Raw genomic sequence first — 17474 nt, 5'->3', positions numbered from 1 at the left:
CAGCAACGGGATCCCCCACCGCGTCAGCGCCGTCAACCGATTCGCCTCCACGATCCGCTCCGGCGACGTATGCAACACCGACCCCACATGACGACGCAGCACATGATCAGCCAGATCATCCCGCGCATCCAACTGCAGCATCTGACCCACCTTCTCCTCCACCGACAACCGACCCAGAAGATCCGCCACCCGCTCGGCCGTGCTGAGGGCGGGATCGCGGAAGGGCAGGGCGTCGCTCATGCAGTGGTGCTCTCTGTGTCGGATCCGGTCGTCGCCGGGGAGGAGTCGGTGCGCACCGCGGTCACCGCGGCGTTCTGGTCGATGCCCCGCTTGCGCAGGGCGCGGGCGCGCTCCCCGGCGGAGCGGAGGCGGGGGTTGACGTACTCGTCGATGCCGAAGTTGATCAGGGCGAGGGCGACGCCCAGCAGGGCGATGCAGAGACCGGCCGGCACGTACCACCACCAGTAGTCCGGGAAGGCGCTGTTCTGCTGCGCCCAGAACAGGATGGTGCCCCAGTTCAGGTTCGACACCGGGATCACGCCGATGAAGGCCAGCGTGGTGAGCCCGAGCACGGCGGCGGTCATGGTGCCGACGAAGCTCGACGCGATGATCGCCATGAGGTTCGGCAGCATCTCGACCAGGATGATCCGGTGCAGCGGCTCGCCGTTGGCGCGCGCCGCCTGCACGAAGTCGCGGTTGCGCAACGACATCGTCTGCGCCCGCAGCACTCTCGCGCCCCAGGCCCAGCCGGTCAGGCCGAGCACCGCGGCGATGACCCACAGCGGCGGATCCTGGAACTGCGAGGCGATGATGATCATCAGCGGCAGCCCGGGTAGCACGAGGAACACGTTGGACAGCGCCGACAGCGACTCGCTCTTCCAGCCGCGCAGGTAGCCGGCGGTCACGCCGACGACGATCGCCACCACGGTCGCCATGATCGTGGCGAGGAAGCCGACCACGAGCACGCCGCGCGTGCCGTAGACGAGCTGGCTGAACACGTCCTCGCCGATGTGCGTGGTGCCGAGCAGGTGCTGCCAGGACGGCGGCTGCAGCGTCGCGTCGAGGTGCTGCGCGGTGGGGCTGTAGGGCGCGATCCACGGGGCGAAGACGGCGAGGAGCACGAAGACGCCGAGGATGATGAGCCCGGCCGCCGACTTGCGGTTGCCGAACATCGCGAGCGACGCCCTGAGCTGCGAGCGGAAGGTGCGGGCCGGGGCCGGCCGCGACCCGGCGGTGAGCAGGGCGGCGGTTTCCGGTGCGCCGGCGGCGGGCTGCGCGATCTCGTGCGGAGCGGGAATCGTCATGGTCAGGCCTCCGTCTGCCGGGTGCGCGGGTCGAGGATGGCGTAGGCGATGTCGGCGATGATGTTCGCGACGAGCACCGCCATCACCAGCACGAGGAAGATGCCCTGCATGAGCGCGTAGTCCTTCGCATTGGTGGCGCTGAGCAGCAGCAGGCCGATGCCGGGGTAGGAGAACACCATCTCCATCACGATCGTGCCGCCCACGATGAAGCCGAGCGAGAGCGCGAAGCTCTGGATCTGCGGCAGCACCGCGTTGCGCGCGGCGTACCGCCACAGCACGCGGCGGTTCGGCATGCCCTTGGCCTGGGCGACGGTGATGTAGTCCTCGTCGAGCACGGTCAGCATCATGTTGCGCATGCCCAGCACCCAGCCGCCGAGGGAGGCGATGACGATGGTGATCACCGGCAACGCGGCGTGCGAGACGACCTGTCCGATGAAGTCGGCGTTCCAGCCCGGATCCACGCCCACCTCGTAGGCGTGACCGGCGGGGAACCAGCCCAGCACCGACGCGAACACGGCGATGAAGATGAGCCCGAGCCAGAAGTAGGGGATCGTGCCGAGGAACGTCGTCACCGGCACCAGCACGTCCAGCCGTCCGCCGCGACGCCACCCGATGACGGCGCCGAGGCTCGTGCCGATGAGGAAGGAGACGATCGTCGCGAAGCCGACCAGGCCCAGGGTCCACGGCAGCGCCGCGGCGATCGCGTCGCCCACCGGGGCCATGCCCGTGGAGATCGACACGCCCAGGTCTCCGCGCAGCAGCATGCCCCAGTAGTCGAGGTACTGCTGCCACAGCGGCACCGAGTGGTCCAGCCCGAACATGAGGCGCAGCGCCTTCTCGGCGTCCGGGGTGAGCTGGCCCTGGCTGCGGGCCATGTAGGCGTCGACGGCATCGCCCTTCATCAGACGCGGGATGAAGAAGTTGATGGTGATCGCGGCCCACGCGGTGAACAGGTAGAAGGCCGCCCTGCCGCCGATGAAGCGCCACGGCACCCGGATGCCGCCGCGCTCGGCGCGCGTCGCCGTGGTGCCGACGAGCGTGGGATCCCCCGGCGCCCCCTCGGCGGGAGCGGCCCCGGTCGCGGGCGCGGACGTGTCGGCGCTCATCGCGCACCTCCGGTGGTCTGGGCGGCCCGGCGGCGGAAGAACTCCTCCGGGTCGGGCGAGGCGGCGCGCAGCTCGCGCGTGTACGGGTCCCGGGGATGCAGGATGACGTCGTCCGCGGGCCCGCTCTCCACGACCCGGCCCTGGTTGAGCACCAGGATCTCGTCGCTGAAGTGGCGGGCGGTCGCCAGGTCGTGGGTGATGTAGAGCACCCCGAGGCCCTCCTCGCGCTGCAGGTCGGCGAGCAGGTTGAGCACGCCGAGGCGGATCGAGACGTCGAGCATCGAGACCGGCTCGTCCGCGACGAGCAGCGCAGGGCGCGAGGCGAGGGCGCGCGCGATCGCGACGCGCTGGCGCTGTCCGCCCGACAGCTCATGCGGGCGCCGCTCCATGACGGCGTCGGGATCCAGCCGCACCCGCTCGAGCAGGCGGCGCACCTCGGCGTCGACCTCGTCGCGCGGCACCACGTGGTCCAGCCGCAGCGGCCGTTCGACGTGGTGACGGATCGAGTGGTACGGGTTCAGGGACGCGAACGGATCCTGGAACACCATGCGCAGCTGCTGGCGGTAGCGCCGCAGCCCCTTGCCACGGCGCGGGATCGGGGCGCCGTCGAGCAGCACCTCGCCGCGCGTGGGGGTCTCCAGCTGCGTGAGGATCTTGGCGATCGTGGACTTGCCGCTGCCGGACTGGCCGACCAGGCCGATGGTCTGGTGCGAGCTGAGCGTGAAGCTCACCTCGTCCAGGGCCTTGAGCTGACCGGATCCGCGGAGGTTGTAGATCTTCGTGACGTCGCGGAACTCGAGCGTGGTCATCGCACCACCACCCCCCGCTCGCCGGTCAGGCGCGGGAAGGAGCGCAGCAGATCCCGCGTGTACTCGTGCTGCGGATCCGTCCACAGCCGCTCGGCGTCGGCGAGTTCGACGATCTCGCCCTCGCGCATGACGGCGATGCGGTCGCTGATCTCCAGCAGCAGCGGCAGGTCGTGGGTGATGAACACGACGGAGAACCCGAACTCGTGGCGCAGCTGCGAGATCTGCTTGAGGATCTCGCGCTGCACGAGCACGTCGAGGGCCGTGGTCGGCTCGTCCATCACCATGAGCTGCGGTCGCAGCGCGAGCGCCATCGCGATCATCACGCGCTGGCGCATGCCTCCGGACAGCTCGTGCGGGTAGGAGCGCCGGCGCTCCCCGCCCACCTTCACGATCTCGAGCAGCTGCACGACCTCGTCGCGACGCTGCGCCCGGCTCATCCCCGGGCGGTGCACGCGGAACACGTCGTCGAGCTGAGCGCCGATCGTGGCGACCGGGTTGAGCGCGTTCATCGCGCCCTGGAACACCATCGACACCTTGTCCCAGCGGAACCGGCGCATCTGCTCGGCGTCGAGCGCGTGCAGGTCGATGTCCGAGCCGTCGGCGTCGTGGAAGACGACGCTGCCGCCGGTGATCACGGCCGGCGGCTTGAGCAGCCGCTGCACACCGTAGGCGAGGGTCGTCTTGCCGCTGCCGCTCTCGCCGGCGAGGCCGACGATCTCACCGCGGCGGATGTCGATCGTGACGTTCTTCACCGCCCGCACGGGCGGATCCACGTCGTACACGACCGAGAAGTCGCGCACCGAGAGAAGGGGGTCTGTCATGAGGGCGTGCTCCTGTAGCGGTCGTTGAGCGAGGCCGCGCGCAGCGCGACCGAGACGAAACGCGGTGCTCTGCGATGAACGCGTCTCGTCTCGCTGCGCTCGCTCAACGACCGAGGGGGATGGGGCGGTTATTTACCGACCGGCTTCAGGTTCATGATGACCTGCACGGCCGAGGGCTGCGTCGGGTCGGCGGTCGCGTACTGGTCCTTCTCGCTCGGCCACCCCGTGTAGGTGCGGGTGTTGTACTCGCCCAGCTGCGGGTGCGTCCCGATCGGGATGGCGGGGACGTCTTCGACGAAGATCTTCTGGATCTTGTTGAGCGCATCCGTGCGCGTCGCGTCGTCGGAGGCCTGTGCGTACTGCTTCAGCAGCGCCGTCGCCTCGGGGTTGTCGTAACGGCCGAAGTTGTCGGAGACCTTTCCGTCCGCGGCCTGCTCCAGGTACGCGCCGTTCATGACGTCGTCGTAGATGTGCCAGGGGTTCGATCCGGATCCCGACCAGTGCAGCGCGGCGTCGAAGTTGCCGGTCGCCATGTTGGTGAACCAGGTGTCGGCGTCGGGGGTGGCCACCTTCGCGTCGGCGCCGAGCGTGTTCTTGATCTGCGTGGCGACGAGCTGGATGCCGGTGACGTAGTCGTTCCAGCCCTGCGGGTCCTGCAGCGTGAACGAGACCGGGTTGCCCGACGGGTCGATGAGCGCGCCGTCCTTCCACGTGTAGCCGGCGTCGGTCAGCACCTTCTTGGCGCCGTCGACGTCGATCGAGAACGTCTTGTCCTTGTACTCCGGCGCGATGTACTGGTCGCCCGTCGGCTGCGGGATGCCCGTGACGCTGGTGAGCTCGGGGCCGGCGTTGCTGCGCGCCTTCTCGGCGTGCGCCTTGCGGTCGACGACCATGTTGACGGCCTTGCGGAAGGCGACGTCGTTGAACGGCGCCTTCGTCGTGTTGACGAGCACCATGTCGGGGCTGAGCACGTTGGCGCCCCAGAACACGTTGTGCTTCGGATCCTTGTCGACGTAGTTCTTCTGGTAGTCCGTGATGAAGATCTGGGCCCAGTCGGCCTCCTTGCTCTGCAGCGCGCGGAGCAGGCCGGTGTTGTCGTTGTACTCGAGGTACTTGAGCTGGCCCACCGGGACCTTGCCGCCCCAGTAGTCGGTGCGGGCGTTCAGCACGACGCCCTGCGAGGAGAAGCTCTTGATCGTGTAGGGGCCGGTTCCGACGGCCTCCTTGACCGGGTCCTTGGTCGGGTCCGCGATGCTCTTCCACTGGTGCTCGGGCACGATGCTCACCTGCAGCACGTCGCCCTGCTTCACGAACTTGGACTCGGTGAAGGAGAGGACCACGTTCGCGCCGTCCTTCTTGACGTCGGCGAGCTTGAGTCCGGCGAGATCGAGCGCGGGGGTGCTCTTGATGAGGTTGTAGGTGAAGACGATGTCGTCGGCGGTGAAGGGCTTGCCGTCGCTCCATTTGACGTCGGCGCGCGGGGTGACCGTGAGCTGCGTGTAGTCGGAGTTCCACTCCACCTTCGAGGCGAGCCACGGCGTGGTCTCGTTCTTGCCGACCGGGTTGACCATCGCCAGCGGTTCGTAGATCATCCGGTCGTAGCCGAGCGACATGCCCGATCCCGTCGAGATGAACGGGTTGTTGGTCTGCGTCGAAAGGATCGCGGCGCCGTCCGGCTTCGCCACCGTGAGCGAACCGCCGGATGCGCCCGTGCTGGAACCCGACGAGCAGCCGGTCAGCGCCACCGCGCCGATCGCCGCGAACGCGGTCACCGCGATCAAGGTCTTCCTGAGCCTCATTGCTTCTCCTTCTCGTGGGCCGACGTCGTCGTGCGCCCATGTGATGCGGGGTCCCGCTTCTCTGGGGGAATTTACTTACTAGCGGGAAAGTAAGCAAAAGTGAGGTTACCCACCAGTAAGCTGGATGACAAGAAGGGGAAGGGACACGAAATGGTCACGTCCACCTCGAACCGCGTGAAATCGCGGCCGGAGACCGAGCGCAAGCGGACCGAGATCCTGAAGGCCGCGATCGAGATCTTCGGCGCGAAGGGATCCGCGAACGGCACCCTGGCCGATATCGCGGAGCAGGTCGGGATGACGCACGCGGGGGTGCTGCATCATTTCGGCTCCAAGCAGAAGCTGCTGCTCGAGGTGCTCGCCTATCGTGACGAGAGCGACGTCGAAGGCCTCGCCGAGAAGCACATCCCCGACGGCCCCGCCCTGTTCCTGCACCTCGTCAAGACCGCGTTCTCGAACGAGCTGAGGCCCGGCATCGTGCAGGTGTACACCGTGCTCTCGAACGAATCGGTGACCGACGGCCATCCCGCACGCGGGTTCTTCGAGCACCGGTACACCAAGCTCCGCGGCGAGGTGGGCGCCGCGTTCGTCGAGCTGTGCGCCCAGGAGGGCGTGACCGACACGACGGTGATCGCCACGGCGTCGGCGGCGATCCTCGCGGTCATGGACGGCCTGCAGCTGCAGTGGCTGCTCGACCCTGCGGCCGTCGGCCTGGCCGAGGCCAGCGCCTTCGCGATCGAGGCGATCGTGAACGGCGTGCTGCACCCCGGCCCCGCACTCGAGACGTACGTCGCCGAGACCGCCGGCGGATCCGCGTAGGCTCGGCCCTATGACGATCGACCTCGAAGCGCTCTTCATCGACCTGCACCGCAACCCCGAGCTCTCGTTCCAGGAGGTGCGCACCGCCGGCATCGCCGCCGGGCATCTGCGCGACCTCGGCCTCGAGGTCACCGAGGGCGTCGGCCGCACGGGCGTCGTCGGCGTGCTCGCCAACGGCGCGGGACCGGTCGTCTGGGCGCGCGCCGACATGGACGCGCTGCCCGTGGTCGAGGAGTCGGGCCTGCCCTACGCCAGCACCGCCACCGGGATCGACGCCGAGGGGCACGAGGTGGGCGTCATGCACGCGTGCGGCCACGACATGCACGTGACCGCGATGATCGGCGCCGTGGAGGAGCTCGTCCGCACCCGGGACGAGTGGTCCGGCACCCTCGTCGTCGTGATCCAGCCTGCGGAGGAGTTCGGCGCCGGCGCCCGCGCGATGCTCGACGATGGCGCGCTGGACCGCTTCCCCCGACCCGACGTCGTCATCGGCCAGCACGTCACGCCGTTCCCCGCCGGCATGATCGGCGTGCGGCCCGGTCCCCAGATGTCGGCCTCCGACGGACTGCACGTCGTGCTGCACGGCCGCGGCGGGCACGGATCCCGCCCGCACTCCACGATCGACCCCGTGGTCATGGCGGCCGCCACGGTGATGCGCCTGCAGACGGTGGTCTCGCGGGAGGTGGATCCGCACGACCTCGCCGTGGTCACGGTGGGCGCAATCCACGCCGGCACCAAGAACAACATCATCCCGGCCGAGGCCACCCTCGACCTCAGCCTGCGCTACCCGGACGACGCCCTGCGCACCAAGGTGCTGGCGAAGGTGGAGCGCGTGATCAAGGCCGAGGCGATGGCGAGCGGCGCGACCGAGGAGCCGACCATCGAGACGCTGCACACGCTGCCCGCGACGATCAACGACGACGAGGCGACCGAGCGCGCGACGGCGGCCTTCCGCGCCGCGTTCGGCGATGAGAACGTGATCGATCCCGGCCTGTTCACGGGCAGCGAGGACGTGTCGTGGTTCGCCCGCGACGCCGGCGTGCCGCTCGTGTTCTGGTTCTGGGGCGGCATCGCCCCCGCGCGCTACGCCGCCGCGGTGGCGCAGGGGACGGTCGACAGCGAGATCGCCACGAACCACTCCCCGTTCTTCGCGGTCGAGATCCACCCCACGATCGAGGTGGGCGTGCAGGCCCTGACCGTCGCGGCGCGCGAGTTCCTCGGCTGACGACGCGCACCGGATCCGCCTCCCGGCCCGGATCCGCCTCCGACCCTGTCACGATCGGCACAGGTCGTGACGATCAGCACACGGATCCACGTCGATACGTGCGCTGATCGTCACAGGGTGTGCTGATCGTCGCAGGACGGACGGCCGATGCCAGCCGTTCTCATAGCCCGTGGATAGCAATCGGTGCGACGCTGAGCGCGAACCGAAGGCGGTGCGCCATGTCGACATCAGCAGAGCAGTCGCAGACCGATGCGTCGATGCAGGACGGCGCCGTCCTCGCCGTCGACGGCCTCGTGGTGAGATACGGATCCCGCACGGCCGTCGACGGCGTCGCGTTCCGTATCGCGCGCGGCGAGATCCTGGGGCTGCTCGGGCCGAACGGCGCCGGCAAGACGACCACGCTGAGCGTGATCGAGGGCCTGCGCCGGCCGGTGAGCGGATCCGTGGTCGTCGACGGGATCGATGCGCTGCGTCATCCGATCGACGCCCGCGCCCGGCTCGGCGTGCAGCTGCAGAGCTCGGGATTCCAGCCCGAGCTGAGCATCGAGCAGCTGCTGCGGCTGTATGCCGGCCTGTACGGGGTGCGCCTGACCCGCGCCGCCGCCCGGGAGGCGCTGGACGGAGTGGGGCTCGAACAGGAAGCCTCGAAGCGGCTCAAGGGCCTCTCGGGTGGTCAGGCGCAGCGCTTCTCCCTCCTCATCGCGACGCTTCACGATCCCCTGCTCCTCCTGCTGGACGAGCCGACGAGTGGTCTGGATCCGCAGTCGCGACGCAGCCTCTGGCAGCGCATCGAGGCCTCCCGGCGACGCGGGGGCAGCATCCTGCTCACCACTCATTCGATGGAGGAGGCGCAGGCGGTGTGCGATCGCATCGTCATCATCGACCACGGCCGGATCGTCACGACCGGCAGCCCGGCCGAGCTCATCGCCGCGCACCGGGAGGATCCGCGCGTGCTCGCGGTCGCACACGGCGAACCGACGCTCGAAGACGTCTTCATCGCCCTGACGGGAAGTGATCTCCGTGACTGACCTCGCCGTCGCCCGGCCTCCGATCGGGCTGACCCTGCGCTCCCTGCTCGCCGCCGACTTCACCGTCATCCTGCGCAGCAAGCAGACCCTGATCCTGAACCTCGCCGTGCCGATCCTCATGCTGATCGTCACGAACCAGGCCACCCGCCGGGGCGGCGCAGGCTTCGGCGCGGCCGGGCCGGCGCTGATGATCGCCTTGGCCCTGAGCTACGGACTGCTGTCCTCCTCACTGCTGGGCTACTCGATCACCGTCGCACGCGACCGTGAGGCCGGCGTCTTCCAGCGGCTGCGCGTCACGCCGACGCCGACCTGGGCGATCATGCTGAGCCGTCTGATCGTGCAGTTCGTCGCCGCGATCGCCACCGCCGTCGTCGTGATCGTCGTCGGGGGCATCATGCACGGGCTCAGTTACGGCGTCGGCACCTATCTCCTGATCTTCGTGGTCGCGATCTACGGCGCCGCCATGTTCCTCGGGATCGGGCAGGCGGTGGTCGGGCTGCTGCGCTCCTCCACCGCGGTGAACGCCCTCGGCCGGGTGCTGTACGTCCTGCTCCTGCTGCTGGGGATCCTGGGCATCTCGGGCGTGCTCGGCGACACCTTCACCGCCATCGCGAAGTGGTCGCCCGTCGGCGCGCTCATGACCCTGTTCACCGCGGTGCAGTCGACATCGGCCTGGACGAGCGACGACGGCTGGGCGATCGTCGCGATCGGCGCCTATCTCGTGGTCTTCGCGGGGATCGGGATCCGCTGGTTCCAGTGGGAGTCGCGTTAGAGCGCCCGTCGCTCAGGCAAGCGTGAGGAAGAGCTTCTCCAACTCCTCCGGACTGGGCCCGCCATCGGCGTCCGGCTCGGTCAGGCACTCGCGCAGCGCCGTCGAGATCACCAGGAACCCGGCCCGGTCCAGCGCCTTCGTGACCGCGGCGAGCTGCTGGACGACGGCGCGGCAGTCCTCACCGGCCTCGACGGCGCCGATCACCGCGGCGAGCTGGCCGTGCGCGCGGCGCAGGCGGTTGGAGATCTTGCGCACCGCGTCGGCGTCGTGCCCTGCCGGGTGCGTCGCGTCCACGGAGGGGTCCTGGGCGGTTCCGGTGGTGATCATGGATCCAAGCATACCCCCGGGAGTATGTTAGATTGATACTCCCCGGGGTATCCGAGACGTCCGGGCGAGGAGGAGAAGAGATGTGCCGTGCAGTGACGTGCAAGACGTGCGGGAAGACGACCTGGGCCGGGTGCGGCCAGCACGTGTCCGAGGTGAAGCGCTCCGTTCCGGCCGCGCAGTGGTGCGGCGGCCGGCACTCGCAGGCGGAGATCGATGCGGTCGCGTCGACTCGGGGCGGACTACTGTCGCGGATCTTCGGGCGATGAGCGAGACCGTGACGGATCCGACCCGGCGGATCGTGATCGTCGGCGGCGTGGCCGCCGGGATGAGCGCCGCGGCGCGCGCGCGCCGCCTGGACGAGAACGCGGAGATCATCGTGCTCGAACGGGGCGCGCACGTCTCGTTCGCGAACTGCGGACTCCCCTACTACGTCGGCGGCGAGATCGAGGACGAGGCCGACCTGCTCGTCCAGACGCCCGCCACGCTGCGCGCCGCGCTCGCTCTCGATGTGCGCGTGCACCACGAGGTCACCGCCGTCGACTCCGGCCTGCGGTCCGTCACGGTGCGAGGGCCTCAGGGCGAGGAGCAGCTGGCGTACGACGCGCTCGTCCTGGCGCCGGGTGCCGTCGCCGTGCGCCCGCCGCTGCCCGGGCTCGACTCGCCGCGCGTGAGCACCCTCCGCACCGTCGAGGACGCCGTCGACCTACGCGCGCGGATCGACGGACATGCCTCGGCCGCACGGCGGGCGGTGGTGCTGGGGGCCGGGTTCATCGGCCTGGAAGCCGCTGAGGCGCTCCGTCAGCAGGGCCTCGACGTCGATCTCGTCGAGCTCGCACCCCACGTGCTGCCGCCGCTGGAGGCCGAGATCGCCGCCCCCGTCGCGGCGGAGCTGCGCCGGCTCGGGATCACCGTGCACGCCGGGGTCGCCGCGCAGGCGGTCGAGCAGCACGAGGAGCACGACACCGTCGTCCTCGCGGACGGCCGGCGCCTCGACGCGGACCTCATCCTGCTCTCCGTCGGAGTGCGCCCGGACACCGCGGTCTTCGAAGCGGCCGGCGTCGCGTGCGAGCGCGGGGCGATCCTCGTCGACGAGCACGGACGCACCAACCTCCCGGACGTCTACGCCGCCGGCGATGCGGTGCTCTCCGTCGACGCCGTCACCGGCCTGCGCCGGCCGGTCGCCCTGGCCGGCCCGGCGAACCGCGCCGGACGCGGGATCGCGGACCACATCCTCCGCCCCGCGTCGGCGCGCCCCCTTCCGGCCCCCGTGGGCACGGCGATCGTGCGGGTCGGCGAACTCACCGCCGCGCTCACCGGGGCCAACCGGGCCGCCTTGCGCGCCGCCGGCATCGAGGCGCACACCCTCCACCTGCACCCCACCCAGCACGCCGGATACTTCCCCGGGGCGACGCAGATGGCGCTCGTCGTCCACGTCCGCCACGGCGACGGCCTCCTGCTCGGCGCCCAGGCCGTCGGCCTTGAGGGCGTGGACAAGAGGATCGACGTGCTCGCCACGGCGATCCGGGCAGGACTCACCGCCGCCGACCTCGTCGACCTGGACCTCGCCTACTCCCCCGTCTACGGCAGTGCGAAGGATCCGGTGAACCTCGTGGGCATGGTCGGGGGGAACGTCCTGGACGGGACGCTCCGGCTCTGGTACGCCGAGGACTGGGAGCGGCTGCGCGGGGAGACGCTCATCCTCGATGTGCGCAGCGCCGCGGAGTACGCCGCCGGGCACCTGCCGGGGGCTCTGCACATCCCGCACACGGAGCTGCGCGACCGCCTCGACGAGGTGCGCGCGGCCGCCGCGGGACGTCCCGTCCGGGCCCTATGCGGATCCGGCGTGCGCTCGCACATCGCCCACCGGCTGCTCGTGCAGGCGGGCTTCGACTCCGCCTCCCTGTCCGGCGGCATGCTCACGGCGCGCGCGGTGCTCGGGGACGACGTCCTCGTGTCCTGACGCCGCAGGGCGTGAGACGGCGGCCCGGGCGCGGCGGGGCTACCGCTGCGCCCGGCTGCCGACCGGGGCCTCCGCGTCCGGCCCCTCGCCGCCGACCGCGGCGCCGCCGACCGCGTCACCGCCGACCCCGAGGGCGCGACCGGGATCTCCCGATCCCCCGGAGGCGAGCGCGACCCGCGACGCTCCCGTGAAGGCGGACGGCTCGCCACCGGGATGCCGTCGTGTCTGCACCACCAGCAGCACGAGGCCGAGCGCGACGGCCGCCAGCGAGGCCCACACGTTCGCGGGGATGCCGAGGAAGCCGATGCTGGACGGGTCGATGCGGATCGACTCGAGGTAGCTGCGGCCCGCGCCGTACCAGATCAGGTACAGGGCAAGCACCTTGCCCCACTGGAGCGCGAACCGGCGCTCCAACCAGAGGATCACGGCGAAACCGAGCAGATTCCAGACGATCTCGTAGAGGAACAGGGGCTGGAAGAGCGTCCCCGGAGGCATCCCCGGTGGGAACTTCGGGTTGGTCGCCTCGATCTGCAGGCCCCAGGGGAGCGTCGTCGGCAGGCCGAAGAGCTCGTGGTTGAAGTAGTTGCCCAGCCGGCCCAGGGACTGCGCGACGAGCAGCGCCGGAGCGAGCGCATCCGCGACGCTCCAGAACCGCACCCGCGCACGCCGGCAGGCGATGACGATGCCGATGGCGCCGCCGATCAGGGAGCCGTAGAGGGCGTTGCCGCCGTCCCAGATCGCGAACACGTCCCACAGGTTGTCCCCCGGGGCGAAGTAGTCGCCCACGTGCGTGAAGACGTGATAGAACCGGGCGCACACGATGCCCAGCGGTACCGACCAGAGCGCGATGTCGATCGCGAACCCGGGGTCGATGCCGCGCCTCTTCAGGCGATGGCCGAGGATGAGCGTCGCGGCCACGATCCCGGCGATGATGCACAGCGCGTACGCGTGGACGGTCAGCGGGCCGAGCGGGAACTGCGCCCATTGCTCGGGAGGGCTGGGGATGCTCGCTCTCACGGTCGCCTCTCGCTCGGGGTCACGGCCACCGACACCCTAGGCAGGCCAGTGCGGAACCGGCTGTGAACGGCACCTCGCCGCAGCTCCCGCTCAGACGTCGAGCGGGAGATGCGGAAGCGCGGCGAGCGGCGCGTGCGCCTCGTGGTGCAGCCGCTCCATGCGCGCGTCGAGCTCGCTCGCGGCATCGGCTGCCGCGGTGAGGTCGTCGACGAGGTGCGCGGGCACCTGGCCCTGGAACTTGTAGTGGATCTTGTGCTCCAGACTCGCCCAGAAGTCCATCGCGATCGTGCGGAACTGCACCTCGACCGGCACCTGGAGCGGCCCGGAGGAGAGGAAGACGGGCACCTCGAGGATCGCGTGCAGGCTGCGGTAGCCGTTGGCCTTCGGAGTGGCGATGTAGTCCTTCACGATGCGCACCGTGATGTCGTCCTGCGCGGTGAGCAGGTCGAACAGCCGGTACACGTCGGCCACGAAGCTGCAGGTCACCCGCACGCCGGCGATGTCGGTGATGCTCTCCCGGATGGACGCGAAGTCCGGATCCACCCCGCGGCGGGCGACCTTCTCGACGATGCTGTCCGGCGACTTCACCCGGCTCTTGACGTGCTCGATGGGGTTGTAGGAGTGGTGGTGGGTGAACTCGTCCCGCAGGATCGAGATCTTCGTCTCGATCTCGCGCATCCCGAACTCGTACTCGTGCAGGAAGCGCTGGAACTCGTCCCGCAGCTCCCGGGCTTCGGAGAGGGTCTGGTTCAGCGCGTCGTCATCGAGGGGAACCGTGCTCATGCCTGCGACGCTACGCAACCGGTGTTCGGATCTCCTGTGTGTTCGTTCTCAGCGGATCGAAGACCGCGCACGGCGATCCGGTCGGATCGGAGAGCGCTCTCCGCGCCCGCGCGGATACCCGTTTCGGACACGCCCGGGACCGGATCCGGGCAAAGAGTGATCGAACAGTGATGCAACAACCCGCGCGCGAAATTGCATCCGCGCCGTTCCAGGCGTAATTTTGCCGCTCGTGGCAAATGACAGCCGTGAGAGCGCCGACGCCCCGCAGGTAGCCAAACGCATCCTGCTCGGCGAGCCGCTCAGCACAGAGAAGGCGAACGAACAGCTCCTCCCGAAGCGGATGGCGCTGCCGATCTTCGCATCCGACGCCCTCTCCTCCGTGGCCTACGGGCCGCAGGAGATGCTGATGACCCTGGGGCTGGGCGGGCTCGCGTTCCTCGCGTTCGCTCCGTGGGTGGCCGCGGCGGTCGTCCTGCTGCTCATCGTCATCGTGCTGAGCTACCGCAAGCTCATCCAGGCGTACCCGTCGGGCGGCGGCGACTACGAGGTCGCGTCGAAGAACCTCGGCGAGATCCCGGGCGTGGTCGTGGCCGCGGCCCTCCTCGTCGACTACATCCTGACCGTCTCGGTGTCGATCGCCTCCGGCGTCGACAACATCATCTCCGCCGTGCCGCAGCTCGACCCGTGGCGCGTCGAGCTCGCGGTCGGATTCGTGATCCTCATCGTCGTCGTCAACCTGCGCGGCGTGCGCGAGGCGTCGACGTTCTTCGCCGTGCCGACCTACATCTTCATCGGATCGGTCGCGGTCATGATCGTCACCGGTCTGGTGCGCACCTTCCTCGGCGACGCACCGGTCGCCGAGAGCGCGCAGTACTCGTTCCAGCACACCGATCAGCTGGTGGGCGCCGCGATGATCCTGCTCGTGCTGCGCGCGTTCTCGAGCGGCTGCTCCGCCCTGACCGGCGTCGAAGCCGTCTCGAACGGCGTGCAGGCGTTCCGGATCCCCAAGATCGGCAACGCGCAGACCACGCTGGCGATGATGGGCGGGATCGCCATCCTGCTGTTCACGGGCCTCACCGCGCTCGGCCTCATCACCCAGGTGCACTACGCGGAGAATCCCTGCCGGGATCTCGTCGGCTACGCCTGCGGACAGCCGCAGCAGAGCCTGATGGCGCAGGTCGCCTCGGCCACCTTCGGCGCCGGCTCCCTGCCGTTCTTCATCATCCAGGCGGCGACCGCGTGCGTGCTGCTGCTCGCCGCCAACACCGCGTTCAACGGCTTCCCGCTGCTCGGCGCCGTCCTCGCCCGCGACGGCTACGCGCCCAAGGCGCTGAACACCCGCGGCGACCGCCTGGTGTTCTCGAACGGCATGATCGTGCTCGGCATCGCCGCGATCGGCGTGCTGGTGCTGTTCCAGGCGAACCTGACGAACCTGATCCAGCTCTACATCATCGGCGTGTTCGTGTCGTTCTCGCTGGGCCAGGTCGGCATGGTGCGGCACTGGCGACGCCTGCTGCGCGCCGCCCACGGCCAGAACGCCGAGGTCGCCGCACAGGCGCGACGCAGCGCCTACACCGGCCTCGTCATCAACTCGCTCGGCGCCTCCCTGACCATCGCGGTGCTCCTCATCGTGACCGTCACGAAGTTCACGCACGGCGCGTGGATGGTGTTCATCGCGATCCCGGTCCTCGCCCTGCTCATGATGGGCGTGAAGCGGTACTACCGCGACGTGGAGCACGAGATCGCGATCGACGACACGACCCACTTCGGGTCGGAGGGCGACGTCGCCATCGTGCTGGTGAACCGGCTGCAGAAGCCCGTCGTCAAGGCGATCGACTACGCCATCGCCGCCCGGCACGAGAAGACCGTCGCCCTGCACGTGGCCGCCAATCCCGAGGACGGCGTGCAGCTGCAGAGGGACTGGCAGCAGCATCGGATCCCGATCCCGCTCGTCATCGTCGAGTCGCCGTTCCGCGCCTACGCGCAGCCGGTGGAGGCGTACATCAAGAAGTACCGCGCCAAGCACGGGCCCGCAGTGGTCACCGTGTACCTGCCGCAGTACATCGTCGGGCACTGGTGGGAGTCCATCCTGCACAACCGTCGCGCGCGCCGGATGGCGAACCAGCTGATGCTCATCCACGGGGTGACGATCACCCTCGTGCCGTGGCTGCTGGACTCGTCCGAGCTCATCTACGGACGCCGCTCGCGGCCCGTGCCGGGACAGCAGCGCGCCGGCCGCCCGCTCGCCCTCTACGGCGAGGCGAACGCCAAGACGGCCCGTCGCGTGCAGCGCCCCGCCGGGCCTCCCGAGCAGGGCTGACGCCGACCGCCGGACCCGTTTGACAGCGGGGGCCGCCCGGCGGGACACTCGGGCTGACCACGGGCAACGTCCGCCCGTGCGGCGCTGGAAGGACGACGATGCCCGAGACGACTGCACTGATCGACCGGCTCCGCAGCAGGCTCCCCCGGGACGGCTTCGACGACAGGGATCCGCGCGACGTCACCGGGGCCCTCGCGGCCATGGTCGAGCTCGCCGAAGGGCGGCGTCCCGGTGAGACCCGTGCCGCCGTCTTCACGCCGACCATCGCCGAGAACGGCTGGACCTCGCGCCGGACGATCGTGCAGATCTGCACGGACGACGTCCCGTTCCTCGTCGACTCCGTCGCCGCGGCCATCGCCGAGGCCGGACCCACCGTGCACCTGCTCCTGCACCCGGTCGTGACCGTCCGCCGCGACGACCAGGGCCGGCTGCTCGAGGTGGGCGGCCTCGGCGGCCGCTCCGAGTCCTGGATGCACCTCGAGACCGACCGGATCCCCACCGTCGAGCAGCGCGACGCCCTGCGCGAGCGGATCCTCTCCGTCGTGGCCGACGTGCACGCCGCCGTGGCGGACTGGAGCCTGTTGCGCCGGACCTGCCTCGACATCGTCACCCGACTGCGCACCTCCCCGCCCCCGACCGCGGCGCCGGCGGAGATCTCCCACGGCACCGAGTTCCTGAGCTGGCTCGCCGACGACCACTTCACCTTCCTCGGCTATCGGGCCTACGCGCTCGAGTCGATCGACGGGGAGGACGTGCTGCGTCCGATCGACGACACGGGACTCGGCATCCTCCGCGACGCGCCGAGCCGCGTCGTGCATCTGCGCCCGGAAGCACGGGAGACCGCGCGCGAGCCGCGGATCCTGACGATCACCAAGGCGAACTCGCGCTCGACCGTGCATCGCCCGGTGTACCTCGACTACATCGGCGTGCGCTCCTTCGACGACGCGGGCAACGTGACCGGGGAGCACCGCTTCCTCGGCCTGTTCACCTCCATCACCTACGCCTCCTCGGTCACGACCCTGCCGATCGCGTCGGCCAAGGTGTCCGCGGTGCTGGCGGCCTCGGGCCACGCCCCGGGCTCGCACTCGGCCAAGGAGCTCGAGCAGATCCTCGAGGACTATCCGCGCGACGAGCTCTTCCAGGACTCGCCGGAGCATCTGCTCGACGTCGCGACCCGGATCAGCCGACTGCGGGAGCGGCGGGGCTCCGCGATCTTCGTGCGCAGCGACGAGTTCGGCCGGTTCGTGTCCGCGCTCGTCCTGCTCCCGCGCGACCGGTACAACACCCCGGTGCGGCTGCGGATCGAGGCGCTCCTGAAGGACGCCTACGGCGTCGACGCCCTCGAGTACACCGCGAAGGTCGGCGAGTCCCCCCCTCGCCCAGCTGC

At 69.9% G+C, this 17474-nt stretch carries 15 protein-coding genes and 2 pseudogenes; 8 read left to right on the top strand and 9 right to left on the bottom strand.

Annotated features, from left to right (window positions below; genetic code table 11):
* From WFJ17_RS18415 to WFJ17_RS18390, 6 genes and pseudogenes are all read right to left on the bottom strand, one after another.
* Positions 1–240: pseudogene (locus tag WFJ17_RS18415) on the bottom strand (beta-glucosidase); the annotation flags it as partial.
* Positions 237–1304 carry an ABC transporter permease gene (locus WFJ17_RS18410; RefSeq protein ID WP_442928004.1) on the bottom strand — a complete coding sequence of 356 codons (1068 nt, stop codon included), beginning with the start codon at positions 1302–1304 and terminating at the stop codon, positions 237–239. The gene WFJ17_RS18410 and the pseudogene WFJ17_RS18415, both read right to left, overlap by 4 nt.
* 2 nt (positions 1305–1306) lie before the next feature.
* Complete coding sequence (locus WFJ17_RS18405) at positions 1307–2410, bottom strand: ABC transporter permease (RefSeq protein WP_251448283.1); 1104 nt, start codon at positions 2408–2410, stop codon at positions 1307–1309.
* On the bottom strand, positions 2407–3219 hold the full coding sequence (locus WFJ17_RS18400; RefSeq protein ID WP_251448279.1) for an ABC transporter ATP-binding protein: 813 nt from the start codon (positions 3217–3219) through the stop codon (positions 2407–2409). The genes WFJ17_RS18405 and WFJ17_RS18400 overlap by 4 nt, the downstream gene beginning before the upstream one ends.
* The gene (locus WFJ17_RS18395; protein ID WP_336629196.1) at positions 3216–4040 is read right to left on the bottom strand and encodes an ABC transporter ATP-binding protein; all 825 of its coding nucleotides are present in this window, start codon (positions 4038–4040) and stop codon (positions 3216–3218) included. The genes WFJ17_RS18400 and WFJ17_RS18395 overlap by 4 nt, the downstream gene beginning before the upstream one ends.
* 128 nt (positions 4041–4168) lie before the next feature.
* Positions 4169–5839, bottom strand: a complete 1671-nt coding sequence (locus WFJ17_RS18390) for an ABC transporter substrate-binding protein (protein WP_251448274.1) — start codon at positions 5837–5839, stop codon at positions 4169–4171.
* Positions 5840–5989: 150 nt separating this feature from the next.
* Between WFJ17_RS18390 and WFJ17_RS18385 the strand changes: the two genes are divergently transcribed.
* The 4 genes from WFJ17_RS18385 to WFJ17_RS18370 all read left to right on the top strand — a co-directional run bounded on the left by WFJ17_RS18385 (position 5990) and on the right by WFJ17_RS18370 (position 9680).
* A complete protein-coding gene (locus tag WFJ17_RS18385; protein WP_251448271.1) occupies positions 5990–6655 on the top strand; it encodes a TetR/AcrR family transcriptional regulator in 666 nt (221 codons plus the stop codon).
* Between the two features lie 10 nt (positions 6656–6665).
* Positions 6666–7880 (top strand): amidohydrolase, encoded by a 1215-nt coding sequence (locus WFJ17_RS18380; protein WP_251448268.1) that lies wholly within the window; start codon positions 6666–6668, stop codon positions 7878–7880.
* 218 nt (positions 7881–8098) lie between these two features.
* The gene (locus WFJ17_RS18375; RefSeq protein ID WP_251448265.1) at positions 8099–8908 is read left to right on the top strand and encodes an ABC transporter ATP-binding protein; all 810 of its coding nucleotides are present in this window, start codon (positions 8099–8101) and stop codon (positions 8906–8908) included.
* Entirely contained in the window at positions 8901–9680 is a 780-nt protein-coding gene (locus WFJ17_RS18370; RefSeq protein ID WP_251448263.1) for an ABC transporter permease, read from the top strand. Before WFJ17_RS18375 ends, WFJ17_RS18370 begins: the two co-directional genes overlap by 8 nt.
* A 12-nt stretch (positions 9681–9692) precedes the next feature.
* Here WFJ17_RS18370 and WFJ17_RS18365 read toward each other — a convergent pair whose 3' ends face one another.
* On the bottom strand, positions 9693–10007 hold the full coding sequence (locus WFJ17_RS18365) for a metal-sensitive transcriptional regulator (protein ID WP_295033617.1): 315 nt from the start codon (positions 10005–10007) through the stop codon (positions 9693–9695).
* 80 nt (positions 10008–10087) lie between these two features.
* On the opposite strand from WFJ17_RS18365, the gene WFJ17_RS18360 reads away from it, so the two are divergent.
* Together WFJ17_RS18360 and WFJ17_RS18355 are read left to right on the top strand one after the other, a co-directional pair.
* Entirely contained in the window at positions 10088–10273 is a 186-nt protein-coding gene (locus WFJ17_RS18360) for a hypothetical protein (RefSeq protein WP_251448258.1), read from the top strand.
* Complete coding sequence (locus WFJ17_RS18355) at positions 10270–11967, top strand: FAD-dependent oxidoreductase (RefSeq protein ID WP_336649182.1); 1698 nt, start codon at positions 10270–10272, stop codon at positions 11965–11967. The genes WFJ17_RS18360 and WFJ17_RS18355 overlap by 4 nt, the downstream gene beginning before the upstream one ends.
* 39 nt (positions 11968–12006) lie before the next feature.
* Here WFJ17_RS18355 and lgt read toward each other — a convergent pair whose 3' ends face one another.
* Both lgt and WFJ17_RS18345 read right to left on the bottom strand, forming a co-directional pair.
* A complete protein-coding gene (gene lgt / locus WFJ17_RS18350; RefSeq protein WP_336649181.1) occupies positions 12007–12984 on the bottom strand; it encodes a prolipoprotein diacylglyceryl transferase in 978 nt (325 codons plus the stop codon).
* 90 nt (positions 12985–13074) lie between these two features.
* A complete protein-coding gene (locus WFJ17_RS18345) occupies positions 13075–13767 on the bottom strand; it encodes a GTP pyrophosphokinase (RefSeq protein WP_292888008.1) in 693 nt (230 codons plus the stop codon).
* Between the two features lie 340 nt (positions 13768–14107).
* Here WFJ17_RS18345 and WFJ17_RS18340 point away from each other — a divergent pair, with 340 nt between their 5' ends.
* Positions 14108–16087, top strand: coding sequence for an APC family permease (locus tag WFJ17_RS18340; protein ID WP_336649185.1), 1980 nt, complete (start codon positions 14108–14110; stop codon positions 16085–16087).
* 98 nt (positions 16088–16185) lie between these two features.
* Positions 16186–17400, top strand: a pseudogene (locus WFJ17_RS18335) (NAD-glutamate dehydrogenase); the annotation flags it as partial.
* Positions 17401–17474 lie beyond the last annotated feature (74 nt).

It is taken from the genome of Microbacterium sp. MMO-10 (genome assembly GCF_037148715.1).
Classification (GTDB): Bacteria; Actinomycetota; Actinomycetes; order Actinomycetales; family Microbacteriaceae; genus Microbacterium.
The sequence above is the reverse complement of the archived record's forward strand: the minus strand, read 5'-3'. Positions and strand labels throughout refer to the sequence as shown.